Source organism: Bradyrhizobium sp. B117, from assembly GCF_038969555.1.
In the GTDB taxonomy this organism is placed as follows: domain Bacteria; phylum Pseudomonadota; class Alphaproteobacteria; order Rhizobiales; family Xanthobacteraceae; genus Bradyrhizobium.
Genome location: NZ_CP152414.1, coordinates 2,296,183 through 2,315,480, shown reverse-complemented (window position 1 = coordinate 2,315,480; position 19,298 = coordinate 2,296,183). Strand labels below are relative to the sequence as shown.

Genomic DNA, 19,298 nt, shown 5'->3' with positions numbered 1-19,298 from the left:
GTTGCGATGAGTCGTCACGACTCACTCAGACCGACACTGCGGCTTGTGCTCACATACGATGCCCAGCTGGAGGTATTTCCGTGAGCGCACTTCCTTCATTGCTCGTTCACCGGCGCTTCGTGGTTGCGCGCCATCGTGCCCGCCGCAACCTGAAGCGAAGAACCTACCGCCCAGCAGCCGGCAACGAAGCTTATAAGACCGTTGGATAGATTTTGATCAAGGACAAGAATACTGACGGACAGAGTCGCGGCAATCGCTGCGCCGAACGTGCCAGCCGCACTCATGATTTCAGCCGACTCCGAACCGTTCCATTCTTCCGAGATGCTCGATTTCGGCCGCCGTGCGACGTTGCCGGATAAGTCAATTCCGACATAATAGCTGAGAGCTCCGTAGAGCATTGTGATCAGCACGATCCAGCCGCTTTCAAACAGTCCGCCTTTCTGACGCAACAGGGTCGCACCCACATAGAGGCCGCAAGAGGCTCCGACGGCTGCCAGCCCAATTCTTTCAAGGATATGGGCCGACTTGATCAGACTGGAACGGGCAATCCCCAGACTGCCGACGTACCTTGTGAGGGAAAATGCGTTGGAATTTGCGCTGCTTGTCTTCATGGGGGGCTCCTTCTGAGTACTTGGCAGCCTACTGGCCGACCCCAGATCGAATCTGCCGGGACGCGATTCTCGATGCCCTAGATTCCAATTTCTGAAAGATCTGTGCTGAGTGATGGGGCTGGCTTGCTCGCGAAGGCGAGGGGCCAATCCAAAGCTGCGGAGCACGCGGCAGCGCAGGTATTGCAACTCACCCGTGTTGTCGAGCAGGTCCGGGTGCGGCAATTTCTTGCGAGAGTCGTAGTTCAAAACGTGAGGGATGAACTATGAAGCGGTTCACAGACCGCTGTTCGCTGCCGCTCCATCCGGTCACAATTTCCGGAGCACGTGTGAAGCTCGCAGTCAGGCCGACCACTCCTCGCCCCCGACCTGCACGACGTGCCCCGGTGAGACCTCGCGATATTGTCGCAACGGCGGCTGGTAATCCGGTGCGCGCACAGGGCTTCTGATCTCGTCGTTCGATGCCTCGCGCCTGGTGCCGCGTCGTGACGGGTCGGGCACCGGCACGGCGGCCATCAACTTCTTCGTGTAGGGATGCTGGGGATTGCCGAACACATCCGCGCGCGGGCCGATCTCGACGATCTCGCCGAGATACATCACCGCGACGCGATGGCTCATGCGTTCGACCACCGCGATGTCGTGGGAAATGAAGAGATAGGCGAGGCCCATGCTGGCCTGAAGATCGAGCATCAGGTTCACCACCTGCGCCTTGACCGACACGTCGAGGGCGGAGACCGCCTCGTCGGCGACGATCAGCTTCGGTCCGAGCGCGAGCGCGCGTGCGATGCAGATGCGCTGGCGCTGGCCGCCGGAGAATTCGTGCGGAAAGCGCGCGGCCATGTCGGCGGTGAGACCAACGCGCACGAGCAGGTCGGCGACCTTGTCGCGCGCCTGCGACGCCGTGGCGAGCCCGTTGGCGAGCAAGGGCGCGGCGATCGCCGTGCCCACCGACATGCGCGGATTGAGGCTCGCGAACGGATCCTGAAACACGATCTGCATGTGCTTTCGGAAGTCGCGCAAGGTGCGGCCGTTCATGGCGAGCACGTCCTGCCCGTCGATCAGAACGGTGCCTGCGTCCGGCTCCGTCAGCTTGAGGATCGAACGTCCCGTCGTCGACTTGCCGCAGCCGGACTCGCCGACCAGCGCCAGCGTCTCGCCGGCGCGCAAGGTGAAGGAGACGTTCTCGACTGCATGGACGCGGCCCGAAACCTTTCCGAACAAGCCCGACCGGATCGGAAAGCGCGTGGTGAGGTTTGACACTTCAAGCAGCGGACGCTCGGCCGTCGAGACCGTATCCGGCGTCTCCGCCGGCTCGTCCGAGGTGCCCGTCACCTTGTCGACGATGGGAAAGCGCATCGGCCGCGGACGGCCGTCCATCGAGCCGAGGCGCGGCACCGCAGACAGCAGCGCGCGCGTATAGGGATGCGAGGGCGCGGCGAAGATGCGCGCGGTCGCGTCCGTCTCCACCGCCTGGCCGCCATACATCACCACCGTACGATCCGCGATCTCGGCGACCACGCCCATGTCGTGGGTAATGAAGAGGATCGACATCCCCTCCTCCCGCTGAAGCTCCTTCAAGAGCTCCAGGATCTGGGCCTGGATGGTGACGTCGAGCGCGGTGGTCGGCTCGTCGGCGATCAGCAGCTTCGGCTTGCAGGCGAGCGCCATCGCGATCATCACGCGCTGGCGCATGCCGCCGGAGAAGCGGTGCGGATGCTCGTGGAAGCGCGATTTCGCCGCGGGAATGCGGACGCGATCGAGCAGGCGGATGGTCTCGGCCTCGGCCGCCGCACGCGACAGGCCGCGATGCTGGATCAGCGCTTCCGCGATCTGGAAGCCGATGGTGAGCACCGGATTGAGGCTCGTCATCGGTTCCTGGAAGATCATGGCGACGTCATTGCCGCGGATGTCCTTCATGCTCGCTTCGGGCATCGTCAGCAGATCGCGGCCGGCAAGCGTGACGCGGCCCTCGATCCGGCCACTCTCCTTCGGCACGAGCCGCATGATCGAGAGCGCGGTGACGCTCTTGCCTGAACCGGATTCGCCGACGATGGCCACGGTTTCGCGCGGCGCGATGTCGAATGAGACGTTACGGACAACAGGGATCCATTCACGTTCGCGCATGAAGGACGTGGTGAGGCCCGCGACCGACAGCACCGGCGTGCGCGCTTCGGCAACGGTCTGGTCCGATCTGCTGGCGCCGATACTCATGCAATGCCCCCAGCGCTTGCCGTGAAGAAGGTGAGCCCCCTCCCCCGCTTGCGGGGGAGGGTTGGGGGGAGGGTGTCTCCACAATCGAGAACCCCCAGGAGGGGAGAGCCCTCACCCGCGCCTTTGGCGCGACCTCTCCCGCAAGCGGGAGAGGTGAACCGAGTCCGTGGCTGCAGCGAGGTCAACATCACCGTCACACCCTCAATAGCCGCGATCACGGTCGATACGCCCCGGCAAGGGCTCACCCCGGCGGTGGCGCGCGATGGTGTCGAGCACGTAATCGACCGCCGTCTCCGGCTTCGTCGTACTGGCAATGTGCGGCGTCAGCAGAATGCGCGGATGGCTCCAGAACGGATGGCCCGCCGGCAGCGGCTCGGGCTCGGCGACGTCGAGCACGGCGGCAGACAACATCCCACTGTCGAGCGCCACGATGAGATCGGCCTCAACCAGATGCCCGCCTCGCCCGACATTGAGCAACCGCGCGCCGCGCGGCAGATGCGCGAACAGATCAGCGTTGAGGATGCCGCGTGTCTCCGAGGTCAACGGCAGCAGGCAGACGAGAATGTCGGACTGTCCCAGGAAATCCGGCAAGGCCTCCGCGCCCGCATAACAGGTGACGCCGTCGATTTCGCGCGGCGAACGGTTCCAGCCGAGCAGCGAGAAGCCAAATGATTTGAGTCGTTCGAGCACAGCCTGGCCGAGCAGGCCAAGTCCCATCACGCCAACACGCCGTTCACTGGTGTAGGTCGCGGGGAGCTCACGCCAGACCTGCTCGCGCTGCTGGGAGATGAACTGCACGAGATCGCGATGCAGCGCCAGCACGGACATGCAAGCATATTCGACCATGCGATCGGTAATGCCGGGCTCCATCATGCGGACCAACGGAACATGCGGCGGAAGTTTTGTGATGTCGAACTGATCGACGCCGGCGCCGACCGAGAACACCAGTTCGAGATTTGGGAACGTCGCCGCGATGTCGTCCGGCGGCTGCCAGGCGACCAGGTAGCGTACCGCGTTGGGATCGCCGATGTCGGGCCAGAGCCGGAACGGCACGTCAGGCGCGCGCTCGGCGAAGAAGCGCGCCCATTCCGCCCCGCGAACCAGATTGGCCTTGTAGAGGACCGTCATGCCGCCCCTCAGAACGGGCTGACCGGCGCGAGGCGCCGGCCGTCGATCATGCGCTTGTGGCTGTAGGCGGCGGGATCGACCAGCGGCGTCGAGCCGGTGACGATGTCGGCGGCGAGCTTGCCGGCCGCGGGACCAATGCCGAAACCGTGGCCGGAGAAGCCGGTGGCAAGGAAGAAGCCCGGCAGCGCGTCGACCGGTGAGATCACCGGAATGGTGTCGGGCGTGCAGTCGATCGTGCCGCCCCAGGCTTCCGCGACCTTGATCTCCTTCAACTCCGGATTGGACTTGATCAGCGAGGCCAGTGCCGCGTTGACCAGCGACATGTCGGGCGCGGGATCGCGCACGCGCTCGGCCTCGAACGGCGACGGCTTGTCAAAACTCCAGCTGGTGCCGCGCATGATCTGGTCGAAGAACGACTTGCCGAACGACAGCTTCAGCCCGTTCTTGCGATGCTGATAGGTCGGCCAGAAGGTCCACGCGTAGCGGAACAGGTCGGGCGACAGCTCGACCGTGCCGCGGTTGCGCAGCGCGAGCGTGAAGCCACCGTCGAGGCGGCGGCGGATGCAGTAGAAATCCGTGCCGAGCGCACCCGAGGTGATCTCCGGTCCGGGCGTGGTCCGGCACGCCGTGGCATTGACGAGACCGATCGGCAGCTCGATGCCGTGGCGGCGGCAGAACAGCGACGACCATGCCCCGCCCGACAGCAGCACGGCTTGCGTGCGGATGGTGCCCTTCTCGGTGACGACGGCGCTGACCTTCCCGCCTGTCGTCTCCAGTCCCCGTGCGGCGCAGCCCTGATGGATGGTGACGCCATGCTTGCGCGCGGCGGTCGCGAGCGCGGGCACGGCCATCGACGGCTCCGCGCGGCCGTCGCTCGGCGTGTGCAGGCCGCCGACCCATGTGTCGGCATTACCCGGCATGCGCTCAGCGACCTCGGCCGGCGTCAGCACGGTCGAGTGCACCTGCTGCTCGCGCGCAATCGCGGCCCAGCGCTCCCAGCCGGCGAGCTCGTCCTTGCTCTTGGTGAGGAACAAGACGCCGGTGCGGCGGAAGCCGGCATCGACGCGGGCATCGTTCTGCATGTCCTCCCACAGAAGCAGCGCCTCGCGCGCGAGCGGAATCTCCTCGCGTGCGCGGCCCTGCTGGCGGCACCAGCCCCAATTGCGGCTCGACTGTTCGCCGCCGACATGCCCCTTCTCGACGAGAGCGACGGAATGGCCCTTCTTGGCGAGATGATAGGCCGCGGAGACGCCGATGACGCCGCCGCCGATGACGACGACGTCCACCTGCGCCGGCAGGCGTTCATCGCTGTTGATACGGTTGAGCGGCGGGGACATGGGGCACTCCTGGAGGTCAGTTCGATCGAGATCTTGTCATGGGATGTTCATGCGCGGGTCGAGCGCATCGCGCAGGCCGTCACCGAGGAAGTTGAAGCTGGTCACGGCCAGCGTGATGACGACGCCGGGCGCGATCGCCAGCCAGGGCGCGCTGGTCAAATAGATCTGCGCGTTGTTGAGCATGTTGCCGAGGCTCGCGGCCGGCGGCTGGATGCCGTAGCCGAGATAGCTGAGATAGGATTCCAGCAGGATCGCCTTGGCGACGTTGAGCGTCGCCGCAACCACGATCGGCGCGATCGCATTGGGCACGAGCTCGCGGAACATGATCCGCAGGTTCGACGAGCCGAAGGCGAGTGCCGCCACCGCAAACTCGCGTTCCCGCAGCGAGCGCACCTGGGCCTCGACGACGCGGGCCACCCACATCCAGGCGGTCGCCGCGATCAGTACCGTGGTGGTGACGAAGCCGGGCTCCGTGAGCGCTGCCAGCGCGAGCAGCAGGAAAATCGTCGGAAAGCACAGCACGGCATCGACCAGCCGCATCAGGACCGCGCCGACGACGCCGCCATAGAAGCCGGCGAAGGCGCCAACGACGATGCCGACCACCATCGCGATCACCGTCGCGACGAAGCCGATCGACAGCGAGATGCGCGCGCCCATCATCAGCCGCGCCAGCACATCGCGCCCAAGCTCGTCGGTGCCAAGGATATGCGCGCCCGAGAGCGGCGGCGCGAACCGCTTCATGATGTCGATATAGGTGTCGTCGAAAGGCAGCAGATAAGGACCGAACGCCGAGCCGAGGACGAGAAAGACAATGGTCACGGCGCCTGCCAAGGCCAGCCGGTGCCGGCAGAATCGTCGCCAGGCGCCCTGGCTAGCTGTGGGTCCAGCGGTGGACAAGACTGCAGTCGCCATCGCTTCAGCCCACCCGGATGCGCGGATCTACGACGGCATAGAGGATGTCGGCAATCAGCGAGCCGATCAGCACCATGATCGCCGAGAACATCAGGATGCCCATCACCACGGGATAGTCGCGATAGCCGATCGAATCCAGGAACAGCCGGCCCATGCCGGGCCAGGTGAATACGGTCTCGGCCACCAGCGCGCCGCCGAGCAGCGTCGGAAACTGAAGACCCGCCACCGTGATCATCGGCAGCAGCGCGTTGCGCAGCGCGTGCACCGTGAGGATGCGCCATTCCGGCATGCCCTTGGCGCGCGCGGTGCGGATGTAATCCTGATTGATCACTTCGAGCATGGAGGAACGCATGAAGCGGCCCCACATCGCGGTCTCGACCAGCGCCAGCACCATCGCCGGCGCGATCAGATGATGCAGCAGGTCGAGGAAGGAACCGTCGCCGACGGTCTCGCGGTTTCCCGCCGGCAGCCAGCCGAGCGTCACCGAGAACACGTAGATGGTGACGAGGCCGAACCAGAAAGTCGGGATCGACAGCGCGATCATGGCGCCGACGGTGGCGAGCGAGTCGAACAGCGAATATCGCCTCAGTGCGCCCAATATGCCGATCCAGCAGCCGAGCAGCACCGCGATGATGGTCGCCGTCACCATCAGCTCCAGCGTCGCGCCGAGGTGCGACGAGATCACCGACAGCACCGCCTCGCCGTCGCGATAAGACTTGCCCCAATCGCCCTTCAGCATACGCCCGAACCAGTCGAGATACTGGATCGGCAGTGGCCGATCCAGCCCGAGCTGCTTGGAGACGCGGTCGAGATCCTCCTGCGTCATCTGCGCGGAGGCTGCGAATTGCGACAGCGGACCGCCGGGGGCAAGATGCAGCAGCGCGAAGCCGATCGCGGAGACGATCACGAGCAGCATGACCGCCTGCGCCAGGCGATTGAGGACGTAACGGGCCATCTCAGGCGATCCAGCCAGCCAGACGCATCAGGCCCAATACCATTCGCGGATGTTCCAGCAATTGGTCGAGGTGTTGATGTTGGGGCGGAAGCCCTGCAGCCCCTCCTTCACGCCCTCGGCGATGAAGCCCTGGAACAGCGGCAGAATGGCGAGGTCGTTGCGAACCAGCTTTTGCAGGTCGCCATAGGTGGTCTTGCGCTGCGCGATATCGAATTGCCTGGCGCCTTGCGCGAGCAGCCGATCGGCTTCCGCGCTCTGGTATTGATAGGTGTTGTAACCACGACCGCCCTTGGCTGGGATCGCGCCGGAGCCGAAGCGCGGCGTCACGTCGGGATCGCTGCCAAGCATGAAGTTCACGCCGACGATCACCGAGTTGAACTTCGACTGCTGCCAGAAATCGCCCCAGATCACGGCGGCCGGCATGTTGTTGACGCGCATGCTCGCACCGATCGCCCGCCAGTCCTGGATCAGGAGCTGCTGGGTCTGCTCGCGCACGGCATTGCCCGATGTGGTCGAATTGGTGAATTCGAGCTTCACGCCGCCCTTCTCGCGCACGCCACCGGACCCTCGCACCCAGCCGGCGGCATCGAGCAGCGCATTGGCTTTGGCCGGATCGTATTTATGCTGCGGCAGGCCCTGCTGGAAAGACCAGGCCTCCTGCGGCACGAAGCTCTCGGTCTGGGTCGGCAGGCCGTAGTTCAGCGCATCGATGATCGCTTGCTTGTTGATGGCGAGATAGAGCGCCTCGCGCACCGCGCGGTCGGCGAAGGGACCGAACTCCAGATTGGGCGCGATGTGCTCCACCGACGACGTCGACGACACGAAGATCTTGCGCGCTTTCAGCGCTTTCGCCTCCTGCACGAAGTTCGGCAAAATGCCTTGCAGGCCGGTGTAATCGACCTGGCCGGTGCGGAACTGGGTGTAGAGGACGGTCAGACTAGGAATGTACTTGAAGACCATGCGTTCGACGTACGGCCCTTTGCCGTGATAGCCGGCATAGGCGTTGAACTGAATGTGGTCGCCGGGCACGCGCTCGCCCCAGGTGAACGGCCCGGTGCCGACGGGGGCGTTGTGGAACGGCGACGAATTCGGATCGGATACCTTTTCCAGAACGTGCTTGGGCACGATGAAGGTGAGGGACAGGATCGACATGTAGGGCGAATAGGGAGCTTCCATTCGCCAGTGGATTTCGTCGGGCGCGACGATCGTGATGTCCTTGACCAGGCTGTGGCCGACACGGTTGCGGACGCGGAAGTCGGGATTGTTGATCAGATCGAGCGAGAACTTGACGTCCTCGGCGGTGAAGGCCGTGCCGTCGTGCCACTTTACGTCCTTGCGCAGTTTGATCTTCCAGGTCAGGCCGTCCGCCGAGAGGCCGCCATTCTCGACCGTCGGCACTTCGCGCGCGAGGTCGGGCACGAACTTGCCGTCGGGATCGATGAACCAGAGCGGCGAGAATACCTGCCACCAGACGCCCTGATCGACCTCGATGCCGGGCATCAAGGGATGAAAGACGGTCGGCTCCTGCGACAGCGCCGCGATCACCTGACCGCGCGGCTTGTCCGGCGGATTGGTCGGGCGTTCGACTTGCGCGAAAGCGTTGCCTGAAAGCGTCCATCCCGCCGCGGCGCCTGCGCCGAGCTGGAAGAACTGGCGGCGAGTAGGAATGCCGAGATGACGCAGTCCCCCAACACCGAACTTGCCCATGTCATCTGCCATGACAGTCTCCGTTCCCGCACGCGGCACCGTCTCCCGCGCCCCCGAGACCCCGGCAAAGGGACAGGAGTGGGCTTTAGTGCTTCTAAATTTTTCGATCAAAAGTTCATCATGACTAAATACAGCTGTCAATCGCATTGCTAGTATGCGCGACCTTTTCACAGTGACCGAACCTCGGATCGACGCGGTCCCGGGTGAGATGATGCATGGGAGGGCGACATGGATGGTCGCGGCGATACCAACGGCACCAAGGACACACCGGCGATCGAGGCCGACGATGCGGTCGACCAGCGCCTCGGCGAGACCGTGCGGCTGCTGCGTCAGCGCGCCGGCCTGTCGATCCAGGACGTCGCCAACAAGACCGGCCTCTCCAACGGCATGATCAGCCAGCTCGAACGCGCGCGCGCGATGCCGTCGATCCGCACGCTGCGCCTGCTCAGCATCGCGCTCGACGTTCCCATCTCCTACTTCTTCGAGACCAGCGATCCCACCGATGTGCAGCGCTACATCGTGCGCAAGAACAACCGGCGCCTGCTGCGCCTCACCGCCAGCGGCGTCGTCAAGGAAGCGCTCACCCCCGACGGCAAAGGCCAGCTCGAGCTCTACGAGCTTACGCTCAATCCCGGCGCCTCGTCCGGCACGGACTTCCTGCAGCACACCGGCGAGAAGGCGGGCTATATCCTCTCCGGCAGCCTGCGGCTGTGGCTCGACAACCAGGCCCATGTGTTGGAAGCCGGCGACAGCTTTCGCTTTCCGAGCATCGTGCCGCACATGTTCGACAACCCGACCCAGCAGGTGGCGCGCGCAATCTGGGTCACGACGCTGCGCCAGACCGATTCGCCAGCAGGTTGAGCCACCTGGCATGTTCCCGGCCGCCCCCGGCCGCAAATTGACCATCGACTGAGACGCGGGCAGTCTGTAGCTCACGTGATGCCGGGCTCGTCGACAGGGCGGCGGGACGGTCCGCTTCTGGCGTCTTTGGTATGAGAGCATGAAACTCAGGGGGCTTCTGACACTCGCGATCGCCACGCAGGCCGTCGTGACCAGTGCCGCTCTGTTCGCCTCTTATGCCGTGAGCGGCGCCGCCGGCAGCTTCGGCATTGCCCAGACCATCGCCCTGCTCGCAAGCGGCGCCGTCGCGGTGTTGATCGCGCGGCACTGCACGCGCACGATCGAGAGATCGCAGGACAAGCGCATGGCTTCGCAACTGGCCGAGCAGGCGCAGGCTGGCGCGGAACTCACGCAAGCGGTCATCAAGACCGCGCTCGATGCCTTCATCCAGACCGACGCCAACGGCGTCGTGCTGGAGTGGAGCTTTCAGGCCGAAGCCCTGACCGGATGGACGCGCCAGGAGGCGCTCGGCACCGACGTCGTCGACCTCCTCATCGGCGAACCACTCCGGGCCGGCTTCCGGCAGCGGATGATGCGGCTGTTGCCGGAGCTGTCGCATACGCCGATCGGCATCCGGTTCGAGGCAACCCTGCTGCACCGGAACGGCGACGAGATCCTGATCGAGGGCTCCAGCACGGCGCTCCAGGTCGGGACACGGCGCGTCATCAACATTTTCGTCAAGGACGTCACCCAGAAGCGCGCCGCCGAGGAGCAACTGATCCAGGCGCAGAAGATGGAGGCAGTCGGGCAGCTCACCGGCGGCATCGCGCACGAGTTCAACAACATGCTCACGGTGATCACCGGCACGATCGAGATCCTCGCCGACGCCGTGAAGGACAACCCGCCGCTTGCGACCATCACCAAGCTGATCAGCGAGGCGGCCGACCGCGGCGCCGCGCTGACGTCGAGCCTGCTGTCCTTTGCGCGCAAGCAGGCGCTGCAGCCGGCCGAGATCGACGTCAACGAGCTGCTCGAAGAGCTGGCAAAGCTGCTGCTGGCGACCTTCGACAAGAAGATCGAGATCGTGACCAGGCTCGACGGCAATGTCTGGCTCGCCTTCGCCGACCGCGGCCAGCTGAGCTCGGCGCTGCTCAACCTCGCGATCAACGCCCGCGACGCGATGCTGGACGGCGGCAGGCTGACACTGACGACACGCAACGTCGTGTTCGGCGTGCGCGAGGCGGTGGCGGTCGGCGCCGGCTATGCCGGCGACTATGTCGAGATCGAGATCGCCGACACCGGCACCGGCATTCCGCAAGCCATCCTCGAACGCATCTTCGATCCCTTCTTCTCCACCAAGGATGTCGGCAAGGGCACTGGGCTCGGCCTCAGCATGGTGTTCGGCTTCGTCAAGCAGTCCGGTGGCGGCATCAAGGTCTCCTCCACCGAAGGCCGCGGCACGATCTTTACGATCTACCTGCCGAAGGCGGCGGCGAGCACGCTTCGCCCGGCCGGTTATGACGAGCGCAAGATCGTCGGCGGAACGGAGACCATCCTCTGCGTCGAGGACGACCACGACGTCCGCCAATACGTCACGGTGCAGCTCGAAAGCCTCGGCTACAAGGTCATCCCCGCCGTCAACGCGACCGAGGCGCTCGCCATTTCAGCCGCAGGCACGCCGTTCGACCTGCTTTTCACCGACATCGTGATGCCCGGCGGCATCAACGGACGCGAGCTCGCTGAGCGGATGGTCGCCGCGCGGCCTTCGCTGCGGGTCCTGTTCACGTCGGGCTATGCCTACGACTCCCTGCACGCGCAGGGACGCGCCACCATGGGCGCGCCGCTACTGACAAAACCCTACCGCAAGGCGGAGCTTGCGCGCATGCTGCGCCGCTCGCTCGACACCGCGGTCGATTCCGCGGGCGATCCGATCCCCACGCCCTATTCGGTGCAGGCCGATGTCGAGGGCTTCTTGCGCAGGCAGGCCGCGGAAGACCGCCGCACGACGTGGCCGCGAAAATAAGCGTCGCGCGCTAGCTCATCCTACGACGCAGCGTGGCCGACGGCGTCTCGCCGAACTTTTCGCGGTAGGCACCGGCCATGCGGCCGAGATGGGTGAAGCCGAGATCGAAGGCGATCTCGGTGATGGAGGCATCGGGCGAAGCCTGCGAGAGGCGCGCGTGCAGGCCGGCGAGGCGCATGTCGAGCAGCATCTCCGAGATCGACACGCCGAAGTGACGACGGAAGCCGAGCTGAAGCGCGCGAATGCCGATTCCGGAGGCGCAGGCGAGTTCTGCGAGATCGAGCGGCTCACCGGCATTGTCCGCAAGATGGTCACGCGCGGCCCGAAGCGCGCGCGGCAGACGCTCCGCGTGGCCCGAAAACGTCCGGATCGCATCCGAGAGGCCATGGCGCTGCCCATTGAGGAGGTGATCGAGCAGCGCCTCGCGCCAATCGGCCATCGCGACCGGTGACAGCCTGCCGGAAGGACCGAGACGCTCGGCCAGCATCATCAGTTCATCGAGCTTCGTGCGGAGATCGTGCCCCGACAGCGCATCGAGGTCGATCACAGGATCGAACTCGACCGGCCCGGCCACCTTGCCCGACAGAGCCGCAGCGCGCTGCTCGACCATGCGACGGTCGAGCAGCAGGATGATTTGCGCACAATCCGTCCAGACCATCCGGGTCGGAATGGTCGGCGACAGCAGCGATGCCGTCCGGCCCGGCGCGGTCTCGATCTCGCAGGCGCCGGCACGAATGCGGGCCGCGCCGGTGAGCGGGATCTGCACCAGGAAGAAGCGGTCGAGGCAGCCGGGATCGATACTGACCGATCCGCCATAGGCGACGTAGTTGATGGAAAAGCCTGCGAATGCCGCGCAATTGTGCCGGGCGGAGAAGCCGGCTGCGCGCGCTTGCGCCGGCTTGAGATCGTGCGGACAGAAGATGCGCCCGATCTGCTCCGCAGCCTCGTCGACATCGTCAGTGGTGACGCGGGCGAAAGCCGCCAGCCGTTCGGCTGTGGCTACCCTGGCGCTCGTTTCCAGCACGGCTGCGGACATCATCGACCACGCTTCGCGTCGCGAAATTGCTTTAAGCCTATAATAGTTCCCTGGACGCGAGAAGGGCCGCGGCTGCAAAATCGTCGTGCTGCATGGCAACAGCCATGCCCGGATTCGTTTAGCGGATAGACAGGCGGCCCACGGCTCGCCGAAGCTCCATCCCCGCCGGAATCCATGAGGAGCAAGCCATGACTGCACTCGAAAAGGGCATTACCGCCAATGGCACGGGCTATGGGGGCAAGAGCTGGAACATCCTGGGCCAGGTCTACTTCCCCAAGGCCATCACCGACTCCACCTTCGCGTTCGAGACCAACAGCGACCCCGGCCAGTTCGTGCCGGTGCACATCCATCCGACCCAGGACGAGTTCATCCTGGTGCAGGAAGGCACGCTCGACCTCAAGCTCGACGGCAAATGGGTCAAGGCCCATGCCGGTGACCTCGTACGCATGCCGCGCGGCATCCCGCACGGCTATTTCAACAAATCCGACAAGCCGTGCCGCGCGCTGTTCTGGGTCTCGCCGATGCAGAAGCTGGAGGCGCTGTTCAACCAGCTGCACAATCTGACCGACCCGGCCGAGGTCGTGCGCATCTCGGCGCTGCACGAGGTCGACTTTTTGCCGCCCGAGGCCAACGACTAGGCGCAGCGCGCCTCCTCGCCCACCTCCATCTGCTTGCAGCTCCGCCGGCCGCGCGTTGCGGCCGAACGCCGCCGCTTGCGCGCGAAACACCTGATAGCGAGCCATCCCATGGTCAGTCCCAAGCATGTCTGCGTGATCGGCGCCGGCGTCTCCGGCCTTGCCGCCGCAAAGGCGTTCTCCAGCCACGGCCACCGAGTCACCATCGTCGAACGCAGCGCCGATCTCGGCGGTGTCTGGGAGCCGGCGCGCTCCTATCCTGAGGTGCAGACGCAGAGCCCGAAGGATCTCTACCGCTACACCGACCGCGCCATGCCGGATGCCTATCCGGAATGGCCGACCGGGCCGCAGGTCCACGCCTATCTCACCGATTACGCCAGGAGCTTTGGCCTCGACCGCATGCTGCGCCTCAATACTGAAGTCGCCGGCATGGCGCGCCGCGCTGACGGCAGGCCGGGCTGGACGCTTACCCTGACGAGCAAGGGCGGGACGCCGTCGAACGAGGATTTCGATTTCGTCGCGGTCTGCACCGGGCAGTTCAACGAGCCCCGCGAGCTGCATTGCCGCGGTGAAGGCAGCTTCCTGGACCAGGGCGGCCAGATCCTGCATTCGTCGAAATACGGCGATCCGGCCCTCGCAAAAGGCCGCCGCGTCGTCGTACTCGGCGGCTCGAAATCGGCGACCGACATCGCCGTGAACGCGGTGAAATCGGGCGCGCGCGAGGTCACCATCGTGATGCGCGAGCCGGTCTGGCGCATCCCCTACTTCATCGGCGGCCTCGTGAACTTCAAGCGCATCCTCTACATCCGCGCGCAGGAGGAGATGTTTCCAGGCTGGGGCGCGAGCGCGATGGCAAAGCTCGCGCTTCGTGTCGCCGCGCCTCTGATCTGGGCCAACTGGCGCGGACTGGAGAGCCTGCTGAAGGCGCAGCTCAAGCTCGGCCGCTGCAAGATGGTGCCGAAGGAGCGGATCGAGGACGGCGTCAATTGCGCGGTGCCGATCGCAACGCCCGGCTTCTATCCAATGGTCGCCGACGGCCGCATCAAGGCCGTGTTCGGCACGTTCGATCATTATGAAGGCGACACCATCGTGATGAGCGGCGGCGAGCGGATCGGTGCCGATGTCGCGGTGCTCGCGATCGGCTACAAACTCGGTGTGCCGTTCCTGCCGGCAGCATATCAAGAGAAGTTGGTCGATGCGGACGGGCAGTACCGGCTCTACCGCCTGATCGCCAACCCCGACCTGCCGGAGCTCGGCTTCGTCGGCTTCAACTCCTCGTTCTGCACCGTGCTCTGCGCCGATCTGGCCGCGAACTGGCTGGTGCGCTATGCCGACGGCCAGCTCGCCAAGCAGCCGACGGCGCAGCAGATGCGCGACAACATCGAGATGATGCTACACTTCAAGCGCGTCGAACGTCCGGCCGCCGGCGTCTATGGCGGCCTGTGTGTCGCACCGTATCACTACCGCCATTTCGACGAGCTGATGGCCGACATCGGTGCGAAGGAGCAAAAGCGCGGCGGACTCAAAGGGCGCTTCCAGCCTCCGGATGCGGATGCCTATGCGAGGTTCCTGGCGACGGCGCCGGACTACCGGGCGGCATGAGAGGAGAATTGCGGCTGCAGGCGTCTGATGCTTACGATCTCCCTGGCCATCGAATCGACAGGAACCAGCCATGGGATCGAGACGACTTGCCGCCGCGGCCCTTGCGGCTGTTGCCTTCTTCATGACGGCGCCCGCCGTTGCTCAGACGGGGCCGACGACGCGGCAATCCGAGGCGCTCGCGACCTATGAGCGCGCGCTCGGCGAGTTCAAGGCTGTTCTCGCCGAGCGGCGCAAGCAGATCGACGCGAAGCAGCCGCTGCCGAACCTGCCGGGCCAGGCGCTTTATCTCGCGCGCGTCGCGGTCATCAGCAGCTACAAGGATCTCACCGACGCGATGCCGTCACGGATCGGACGGCCCAACAAGTTCGAGATCCCGCCGGCCTATTTCGACGCCGACATCGAGCCGCTGATCGACGAATACGGAAAGCTGTTCGACATCATGGAGGCGCCACCGGCCGGCGCGCAGAACTCTCCGACGCCGTTCAAGGACGTCGTCGATCTCGCGGTCGCGATTGCGCGCGCCAAGGGGCTGGCACCTGTTCACGCGGAGGCTGCGGGCCCCATCAGCCTCGGGCTGTTCTTTGCGGAGACCAACGGCAAGCAGAATGTCCGTAACGGACGCTCCAACACCTATATGGGCAGCTTCCAGACCGGCCCGTCCGAAGACCGCAACGGCCACAGGAAATGGGAAGCGATCAAGGGCGAGATAGCAGGCCTCGATCCCGAGCTGAGCGCGCGCGACGACAAGGAAGAGGCGCGCGCCCGCGGCACCGACCACCGCTTCAATCACTGGACCAATGTCCGCGACGGCCTGATGAACGCGCATGCGGATCTGTTCCGGGAGATCCCCGCAATCGTGAAGACGCTGCCCGACCCGATCGACCAGATGAAGCTGTTCGAGCTGATCCAGATTGTCCCTACCCCGACGCGATCCGCGCTCAAGTCCGGCGATCTCCTGAACTATCGGGTGTCCAGCCCTGCGATCATGAAGCACCTGCGCAACAACAGCATCTTTGCGTTCGGGCAGGCCGACCGGGCGCGCACGTCCGCCAGCTTCCGGGAGATTCTCGCCGCGATGTGGCTATTCAACCGGAAGTTCGAGCGCGCCATGGCGAAGTATGCGGAGATCAAGGGGCGCTGAAGGAACAGCCACAGCCTCTCTTGTCCGATGACTCAAGTCAACGCCGACAAGGCGAGCTAGTTCTCCACCTCGTAGCCGTCCGTCAGCGTCTTCAGGAACGCGATGATGTCGGCCTCGTCCTGCTCCGTCATCGCCGGCTTGTCGCCGGGGTGGCGATCGAACGGCGGGTCGGTGACGTCGACATTGGCGTGATATTTTGGCGGGAGGTCGTCGTATTTCAGCACCGTGCCGTCAGCTGAGCGCGGAAACACTTTCTCCGGGTTGGTGTCGCGGAAATTGTAGAAATCCATCACCTGCTGAAGGGTGCTGAAGACGCCGTTGTGGAAGAAGGCGCGGCGCGTGGCACTGTTGCGCAGCGTCGGCGTCAGGAACATGCCGCAATATTGCGTCTGCTCGGGGATGTCGGTGCGGTGCGGGCCGCAGACGCCGAGGTCGAAATAATTGGGGTCGCGATTATTGGCGAGCGCGGCATTTCGCGGCGCGCCGAGAGCTTCGTACTGATGGTCGGTGAACAGCGGCGGCAGGCCGTCGCGGGTCGGCGCCGAGGTGTGGCATCCCGCGCAGTTGGCCTTATCAGGATCGTTGAACAGCTGCAGGCCGCGCAGCTCGCTCTCGGAGAGCCGCGCCTTGCCTTCGAGCCAGTAATCGTACTTGCTGTCGTAGGGATGAAAGCGCGGCTCCTCCACCTGGTAGCGCGCGACCGCAAACATCGCTTCGGCGATCAGCAGCCGCTGATTCCTCATAACACCGGCGCCGAACAGCTCGACGAAGCGGCCAGCGTAAGGCGCGCCACGCAGCTTGTCCGCGACGATCTCGGCGCTGCCGCCGTCCATCTCGTTGGGATCGAGCAGCGGAAACAGCGCCTGGTCCTGCAGCGTGTCGGCGCGGCCGTCCCAGAACAGGCCGCCCTGCGGCACGATGTTCGCCGACGCACCGGTACCGCCTGCGGTCTTGGTCGTGCGCGCCGCCTGCTGGCCGATGGCCGCCATCTGCGCGAGGTCGATGATGTTGTCGTCGTCGCCCTTGTCGGGCCCGATGCTGAAATTGGGGTGGCGATCGAGATAGGTCAGCGACGGAACCGCGCGTGCGCCTTGCCGCGACAGCGTCGCGCCGCCGAGCATGACCGGCCCGTCGTTCGGCGGTCCGTAGGCGTGATCGGGGCTATGGCAGGATGCGCAGGAGAGCGTGCCGGAGGACGAGAGCGAGGCGTCGTAGAAGATCTCCTTGCCGAGCAGCGCCATTGCGGACAACGGCGCGACGGGTGGACGCATGAGACGGACCGGGTTCGGGTTCACACCGACCCGGTTCGTCTCTGCAAATCCTTGCGTCCCGGCAGCAAAGACGGCGCCGGCCAGGCAAAGCAGGCCGGCGCCGAGGAGCCACAGAGTGCGGCTGTTCATTCGTAGCGTCCCGTTGGACTAGTGATGGTGATGATGATGCTCGTCCGGCGGGCTGGTGATCACCGTGCCCGAGGTCGGGTCGAGGAACAGCGCGTCAGCCCGCAAGTCGTGGCTGTGGTCATGGTCGAAGTCGAACAGGTCCATGATCGAGCCGGAGTTAGCATCGAACGAGCCGCCGCCGAGGCGCTTGCCATGCAGCCAGTTGTCCTCGATGAAGCGGACCACCGAAGCCTGAGTGGTGTAGTTGTGGCTGACGTAGTTCGTCCTGGCGTAGGGCGACACCACGATCAAGGGAACGCGGGTGCCCGGACCGCAGCGGCCGTTCACCGGCTTGCCACCGAGACCGTTCGGCGCCGGCTGCTTGTTCGGACCGAGGCCGCACAGACCGGGGCCGTTGACCTGATCGGCGGTCGCATCATACGAGGCGTTCCTCGGCGCGACATATTGGTGATCGTACCAGCCGTCGGAGTCGTCATAGGTGATGATGACGGCGGTCTCGCGCCACTCCGGCTGCTTCTGCAGGAAGTTGATCAGCTCGACATTGCCGGCCTGCTCGTCGAGCGGATCGGAGTTGCCGGCATGACCGTCCTGGTAGGCCGGCATCTTGACGTAGGAGACGGCCGGGAAGTTGCCGGCCTTGATCGCGGCATAGAGGTCTTCGAGATCGTAATTGTGGTTGGCGGGATCGACCTTGCCGTTGAAGTCATGGGTATGACCAATTGCATGGACCGAGCTCGGCCGCGCATGGGTCGGGTTGGCCGTGGACGCGTGATACTGGAAGAAGGCGTGGTGGGGGATGTAGTCGACGATGGTGCCGTTGACGTTGCTCGAGAACGTGCTGCGCGCACAACCGGTGGTGCCGTTGGCGTTCTTGAGCGTCAGGTCGAAGCCGCCCATGAAGCTGCCCCAGCTGATGTGCTCGGCGGTGAGCAGGTCGCCGATATTCTTGCCGCCCATCAGCATCGTGCTGGTCTTGCTCGAGCAGACATCATTGCCGGGATCGGTGTCGCCGGTCAGCGTCAGGCCGCCCTGGCCATCGGCGACCGACGACGTGGTGCCGACGACCGGCTGCACGCCGTTGGTCTGGCCGGCAACCACTTCGAGCATGCCGGGCGTCGACGGGCCGAACGTGTCGGTCCAGTTGTTGTCGCTCATGGCGAAGTGCTGGGCGTAGTTCCACAGCGCAGTGACGGTGTTGCCGTCGAAATAACCCATGACCTGACCGTTGGTGCCGAAAGCGCCGGCGCCGCCGGCAGTGCCGCGGCCGGTGAACTTCGGGAACAGGTCTTCCTTGCCGTTGTCCACGGCCTGCTGCTCGGGCGTGTAGGAGTGATTCTGCGAGCGCGTGTTGGCCTGAGTGCGGTCGAGGCGGAACGGGTCAGTCGCGCCGGTGCCGTTGGCCGGGCTGTTGTTGGGATTGTGCACCAGCAGATTGGCGTTGGCGAGGTTGTTGACCTTCGGTGTATGCGGCTTCGGTACGAAGGGGATCGAGCCGGACGGATTGGTCGCGTTCGGATAGGTCGCAAAGTAATGATCGAACGAGCGGTTCTCGTTGAAGATCACCACGAGATGCTTGATCGGCGTCTCGGTGTGGATGTCGTGCGCAGGATGGTGATGATCGTCATGTCCGTGATCGCGATCGCGACCGAAATCGTCGGCAAGGACGGGAAGAGTGCACGCGAGCGCGCTCGCGGCCGCGAAAATCGCAGCCGTCGTCAGAAGTTTCGATTTCATTTTTTTTGACGCCCCGGAAATGAGGATGT

At 64.9% G+C, this 19,298-nt stretch carries 15 protein-coding genes; 5 read left to right on the top strand and 10 right to left on the bottom strand.

Annotated elements, in window-relative coordinates:
- Positions 1–95: 95 nt before the first annotated feature.
- The 7 genes from AAFG16_RS11250 to AAFG16_RS11220 form a co-directional block, all read right to left on the bottom strand.
- On the bottom strand, positions 96–611 hold the full coding sequence (locus AAFG16_RS11250) for a hypothetical protein (RefSeq protein ID WP_342739154.1): 516 nt from the start codon (positions 609–611) through the stop codon (positions 96–98).
- 339 nt (positions 612–950) lie between these two features.
- Entirely contained in the window at positions 951–2,819 is a 1,869-nt protein-coding gene (locus tag AAFG16_RS11245; RefSeq protein ID WP_342739153.1) for an ABC transporter ATP-binding protein, read from the bottom strand.
- A 201-nt stretch (positions 2,820–3,020) separates the two neighbouring features.
- A complete protein-coding gene (locus tag AAFG16_RS11240) occupies positions 3,021–3,947 on the bottom strand; it encodes a glyoxylate/hydroxypyruvate reductase A (protein ID WP_342739152.1) in 927 nt (308 codons plus the stop codon).
- An 8-nt stretch (positions 3,948–3,955) separates the two neighbouring features.
- Positions 3,956–5,284, bottom strand: coding sequence for an FAD-binding oxidoreductase (locus AAFG16_RS11235; protein ID WP_342739151.1), 1,329 nt, complete (start codon positions 5,282–5,284; stop codon positions 3,956–3,958).
- A 36-nt stretch (positions 5,285–5,320) separates the two neighbouring features.
- Complete coding sequence (locus AAFG16_RS11230) at positions 5,321–6,196, bottom strand: ABC transporter permease (RefSeq protein WP_342739150.1); 876 nt, start codon at positions 6,194–6,196, stop codon at positions 5,321–5,323.
- Between the two features lie 4 nt (positions 6,197–6,200).
- Positions 6,201–7,151 (bottom strand): ABC transporter permease, encoded by a 951-nt coding sequence (locus tag AAFG16_RS11225; protein WP_342739149.1) that lies wholly within the window; start codon positions 7,149–7,151, stop codon positions 6,201–6,203.
- Positions 7,152–7,178: 27 nt separating this feature from the next.
- Positions 7,179–8,870, bottom strand: a complete 1,692-nt coding sequence (locus AAFG16_RS11220) for a peptide ABC transporter substrate-binding protein (RefSeq protein WP_342739148.1) — start codon at positions 8,868–8,870, stop codon at positions 7,179–7,181.
- A gap of 216 nt (positions 8,871–9,086) precedes the next feature.
- Here AAFG16_RS11220 and AAFG16_RS11215 point away from each other — a divergent pair, with 216 nt between their 5' ends.
- Together AAFG16_RS11215 and AAFG16_RS11210 are read left to right on the top strand one after the other, a co-directional pair.
- Positions 9,087–9,719, top strand: a complete 633-nt coding sequence (locus AAFG16_RS11215; protein ID WP_342739147.1) for a cupin domain-containing protein — start codon at positions 9,087–9,089, stop codon at positions 9,717–9,719.
- Between the two features lie 139 nt (positions 9,720–9,858).
- A complete protein-coding gene (locus tag AAFG16_RS11210) occupies positions 9,859–11,721 on the top strand; it encodes an ATP-binding protein (RefSeq protein WP_342739146.1) in 1,863 nt (620 codons plus the stop codon).
- A gap of 10 nt (positions 11,722–11,731) precedes the next feature.
- Here AAFG16_RS11210 and AAFG16_RS11205 read toward each other — a convergent pair whose 3' ends face one another.
- Complete coding sequence (locus AAFG16_RS11205; protein ID WP_342740890.1) at positions 11,732–12,757, bottom strand: AraC family transcriptional regulator; 1,026 nt, start codon at positions 12,755–12,757, stop codon at positions 11,732–11,734.
- Between the two features lie 188 nt (positions 12,758–12,945).
- Between AAFG16_RS11205 and AAFG16_RS11200 the strand changes: the two genes are divergently transcribed.
- The 3 genes from AAFG16_RS11200 to AAFG16_RS11190 all read left to right on the top strand — a co-directional run bounded on the left by AAFG16_RS11200 (position 12,946) and on the right by AAFG16_RS11190 (position 16,135).
- Complete coding sequence (locus AAFG16_RS11200; protein WP_128927409.1) at positions 12,946–13,395, top strand: cupin domain-containing protein; 450 nt, start codon at positions 12,946–12,948, stop codon at positions 13,393–13,395.
- Between the two features lie 108 nt (positions 13,396–13,503).
- Positions 13,504–14,994, top strand: coding sequence for an NAD(P)/FAD-dependent oxidoreductase (locus tag AAFG16_RS11195; protein ID WP_342739145.1), 1,491 nt, complete (start codon positions 13,504–13,506; stop codon positions 14,992–14,994).
- Positions 14,995–15,064: 70 nt separating this feature from the next.
- Entirely contained in the window at positions 15,065–16,135 is a 1,071-nt protein-coding gene (locus AAFG16_RS11190) for a hypothetical protein (protein WP_342739144.1), read from the top strand.
- Between the two features lie 56 nt (positions 16,136–16,191).
- Here the strand turns inward: AAFG16_RS11190 and AAFG16_RS11185 are convergent, their stop codons facing one another.
- Positions 16,192–17,535 (bottom strand): cytochrome c peroxidase, encoded by a 1,344-nt coding sequence (locus AAFG16_RS11185; RefSeq protein ID WP_342739143.1) that lies wholly within the window; start codon positions 17,533–17,535, stop codon positions 16,192–16,194.
- Between the two features lie 18 nt (positions 17,536–17,553).
- Positions 17,554–19,269: an alkaline phosphatase family protein gene (locus AAFG16_RS11180; protein WP_342739142.1), complete on the bottom strand. Its 1,716-nt coding sequence runs from the start codon at positions 19,267–19,269 to the stop codon at positions 17,554–17,556.
- Positions 19,270–19,298 lie beyond the last annotated feature (29 nt).

Excerpts from the sequence above, each read along its gene's own strand:
- AAFG16_RS11245 (WP_342739153.1), bottom strand. The coding sequence starts at position 2,819 with ATGAGTATCGGCGCCAGCAGATCGGACCAGACCGTTGCCGAAGCGCGC.
- AAFG16_RS11220 (WP_342739148.1), bottom strand. The coding sequence starts at position 8,870 with ATGGCAGATGACATGGGCAAGTTCGGTGTTGGGGGACTGCGTCATCTC.
- AAFG16_RS11235 (WP_342739151.1), bottom strand. The coding sequence starts at position 5,284 with ATGTCCCCGCCGCTCAACCGTATCAACAGCGATGAACGCCTGCCGGCG.
- AAFG16_RS11225 (WP_342739149.1), bottom strand. The coding sequence starts at position 7,151 with ATGGCCCGTTACGTCCTCAATCGCCTGGCGCAGGCGGTCATGCTGCTC.
- AAFG16_RS11230 (WP_342739150.1), bottom strand. The coding sequence starts at position 6,196 with ATGGCGACTGCAGTCTTGTCCACCGCTGGACCCACAGCTAGCCAGGGC.
- AAFG16_RS11190 (WP_342739144.1), top strand. The coding sequence starts at position 15,065 with ATGGGATCGAGACGACTTGCCGCCGCGGCCCTTGCGGCTGTTGCCTTC.
- AAFG16_RS11240 (WP_342739152.1), bottom strand. The coding sequence starts at position 3,947 with ATGACGGTCCTCTACAAGGCCAATCTGGTTCGCGGGGCGGAATGGGCG.
- AAFG16_RS11180 (WP_342739142.1), bottom strand. The coding sequence starts at position 19,269 with ATGAAATCGAAACTTCTGACGACGGCTGCGATTTTCGCGGCCGCGAGC.
- AAFG16_RS11195 (WP_342739145.1), top strand. The coding sequence starts at position 13,504 with ATGGTCAGTCCCAAGCATGTCTGCGTGATCGGCGCCGGCGTCTCCGGC.
- AAFG16_RS11210 (WP_342739146.1), top strand. The coding sequence starts at position 9,859 with ATGAAACTCAGGGGGCTTCTGACACTCGCGATCGCCACGCAGGCCGTC.
- AAFG16_RS11200 (WP_128927409.1), top strand. The coding sequence starts at position 12,946 with ATGACTGCACTCGAAAAGGGCATTACCGCCAATGGCACGGGCTATGGG.
- AAFG16_RS11205 (WP_342740890.1), bottom strand. The coding sequence starts at position 12,757 with ATGTCCGCAGCCGTGCTGGAAACGAGCGCCAGGGTAGCCACAGCCGAA.
- AAFG16_RS11185 (WP_342739143.1), bottom strand. The coding sequence starts at position 17,535 with ATGAACAGCCGCACTCTGTGGCTCCTCGGCGCCGGCCTGCTTTGCCTG.
- AAFG16_RS11250 (WP_342739154.1), bottom strand. The coding sequence starts at position 611 with ATGAAGACAAGCAGCGCAAATTCCAACGCATTTTCCCTCACAAGGTAC.
- AAFG16_RS11215 (WP_342739147.1), top strand. The coding sequence starts at position 9,087 with ATGGATGGTCGCGGCGATACCAACGGCACCAAGGACACACCGGCGATC.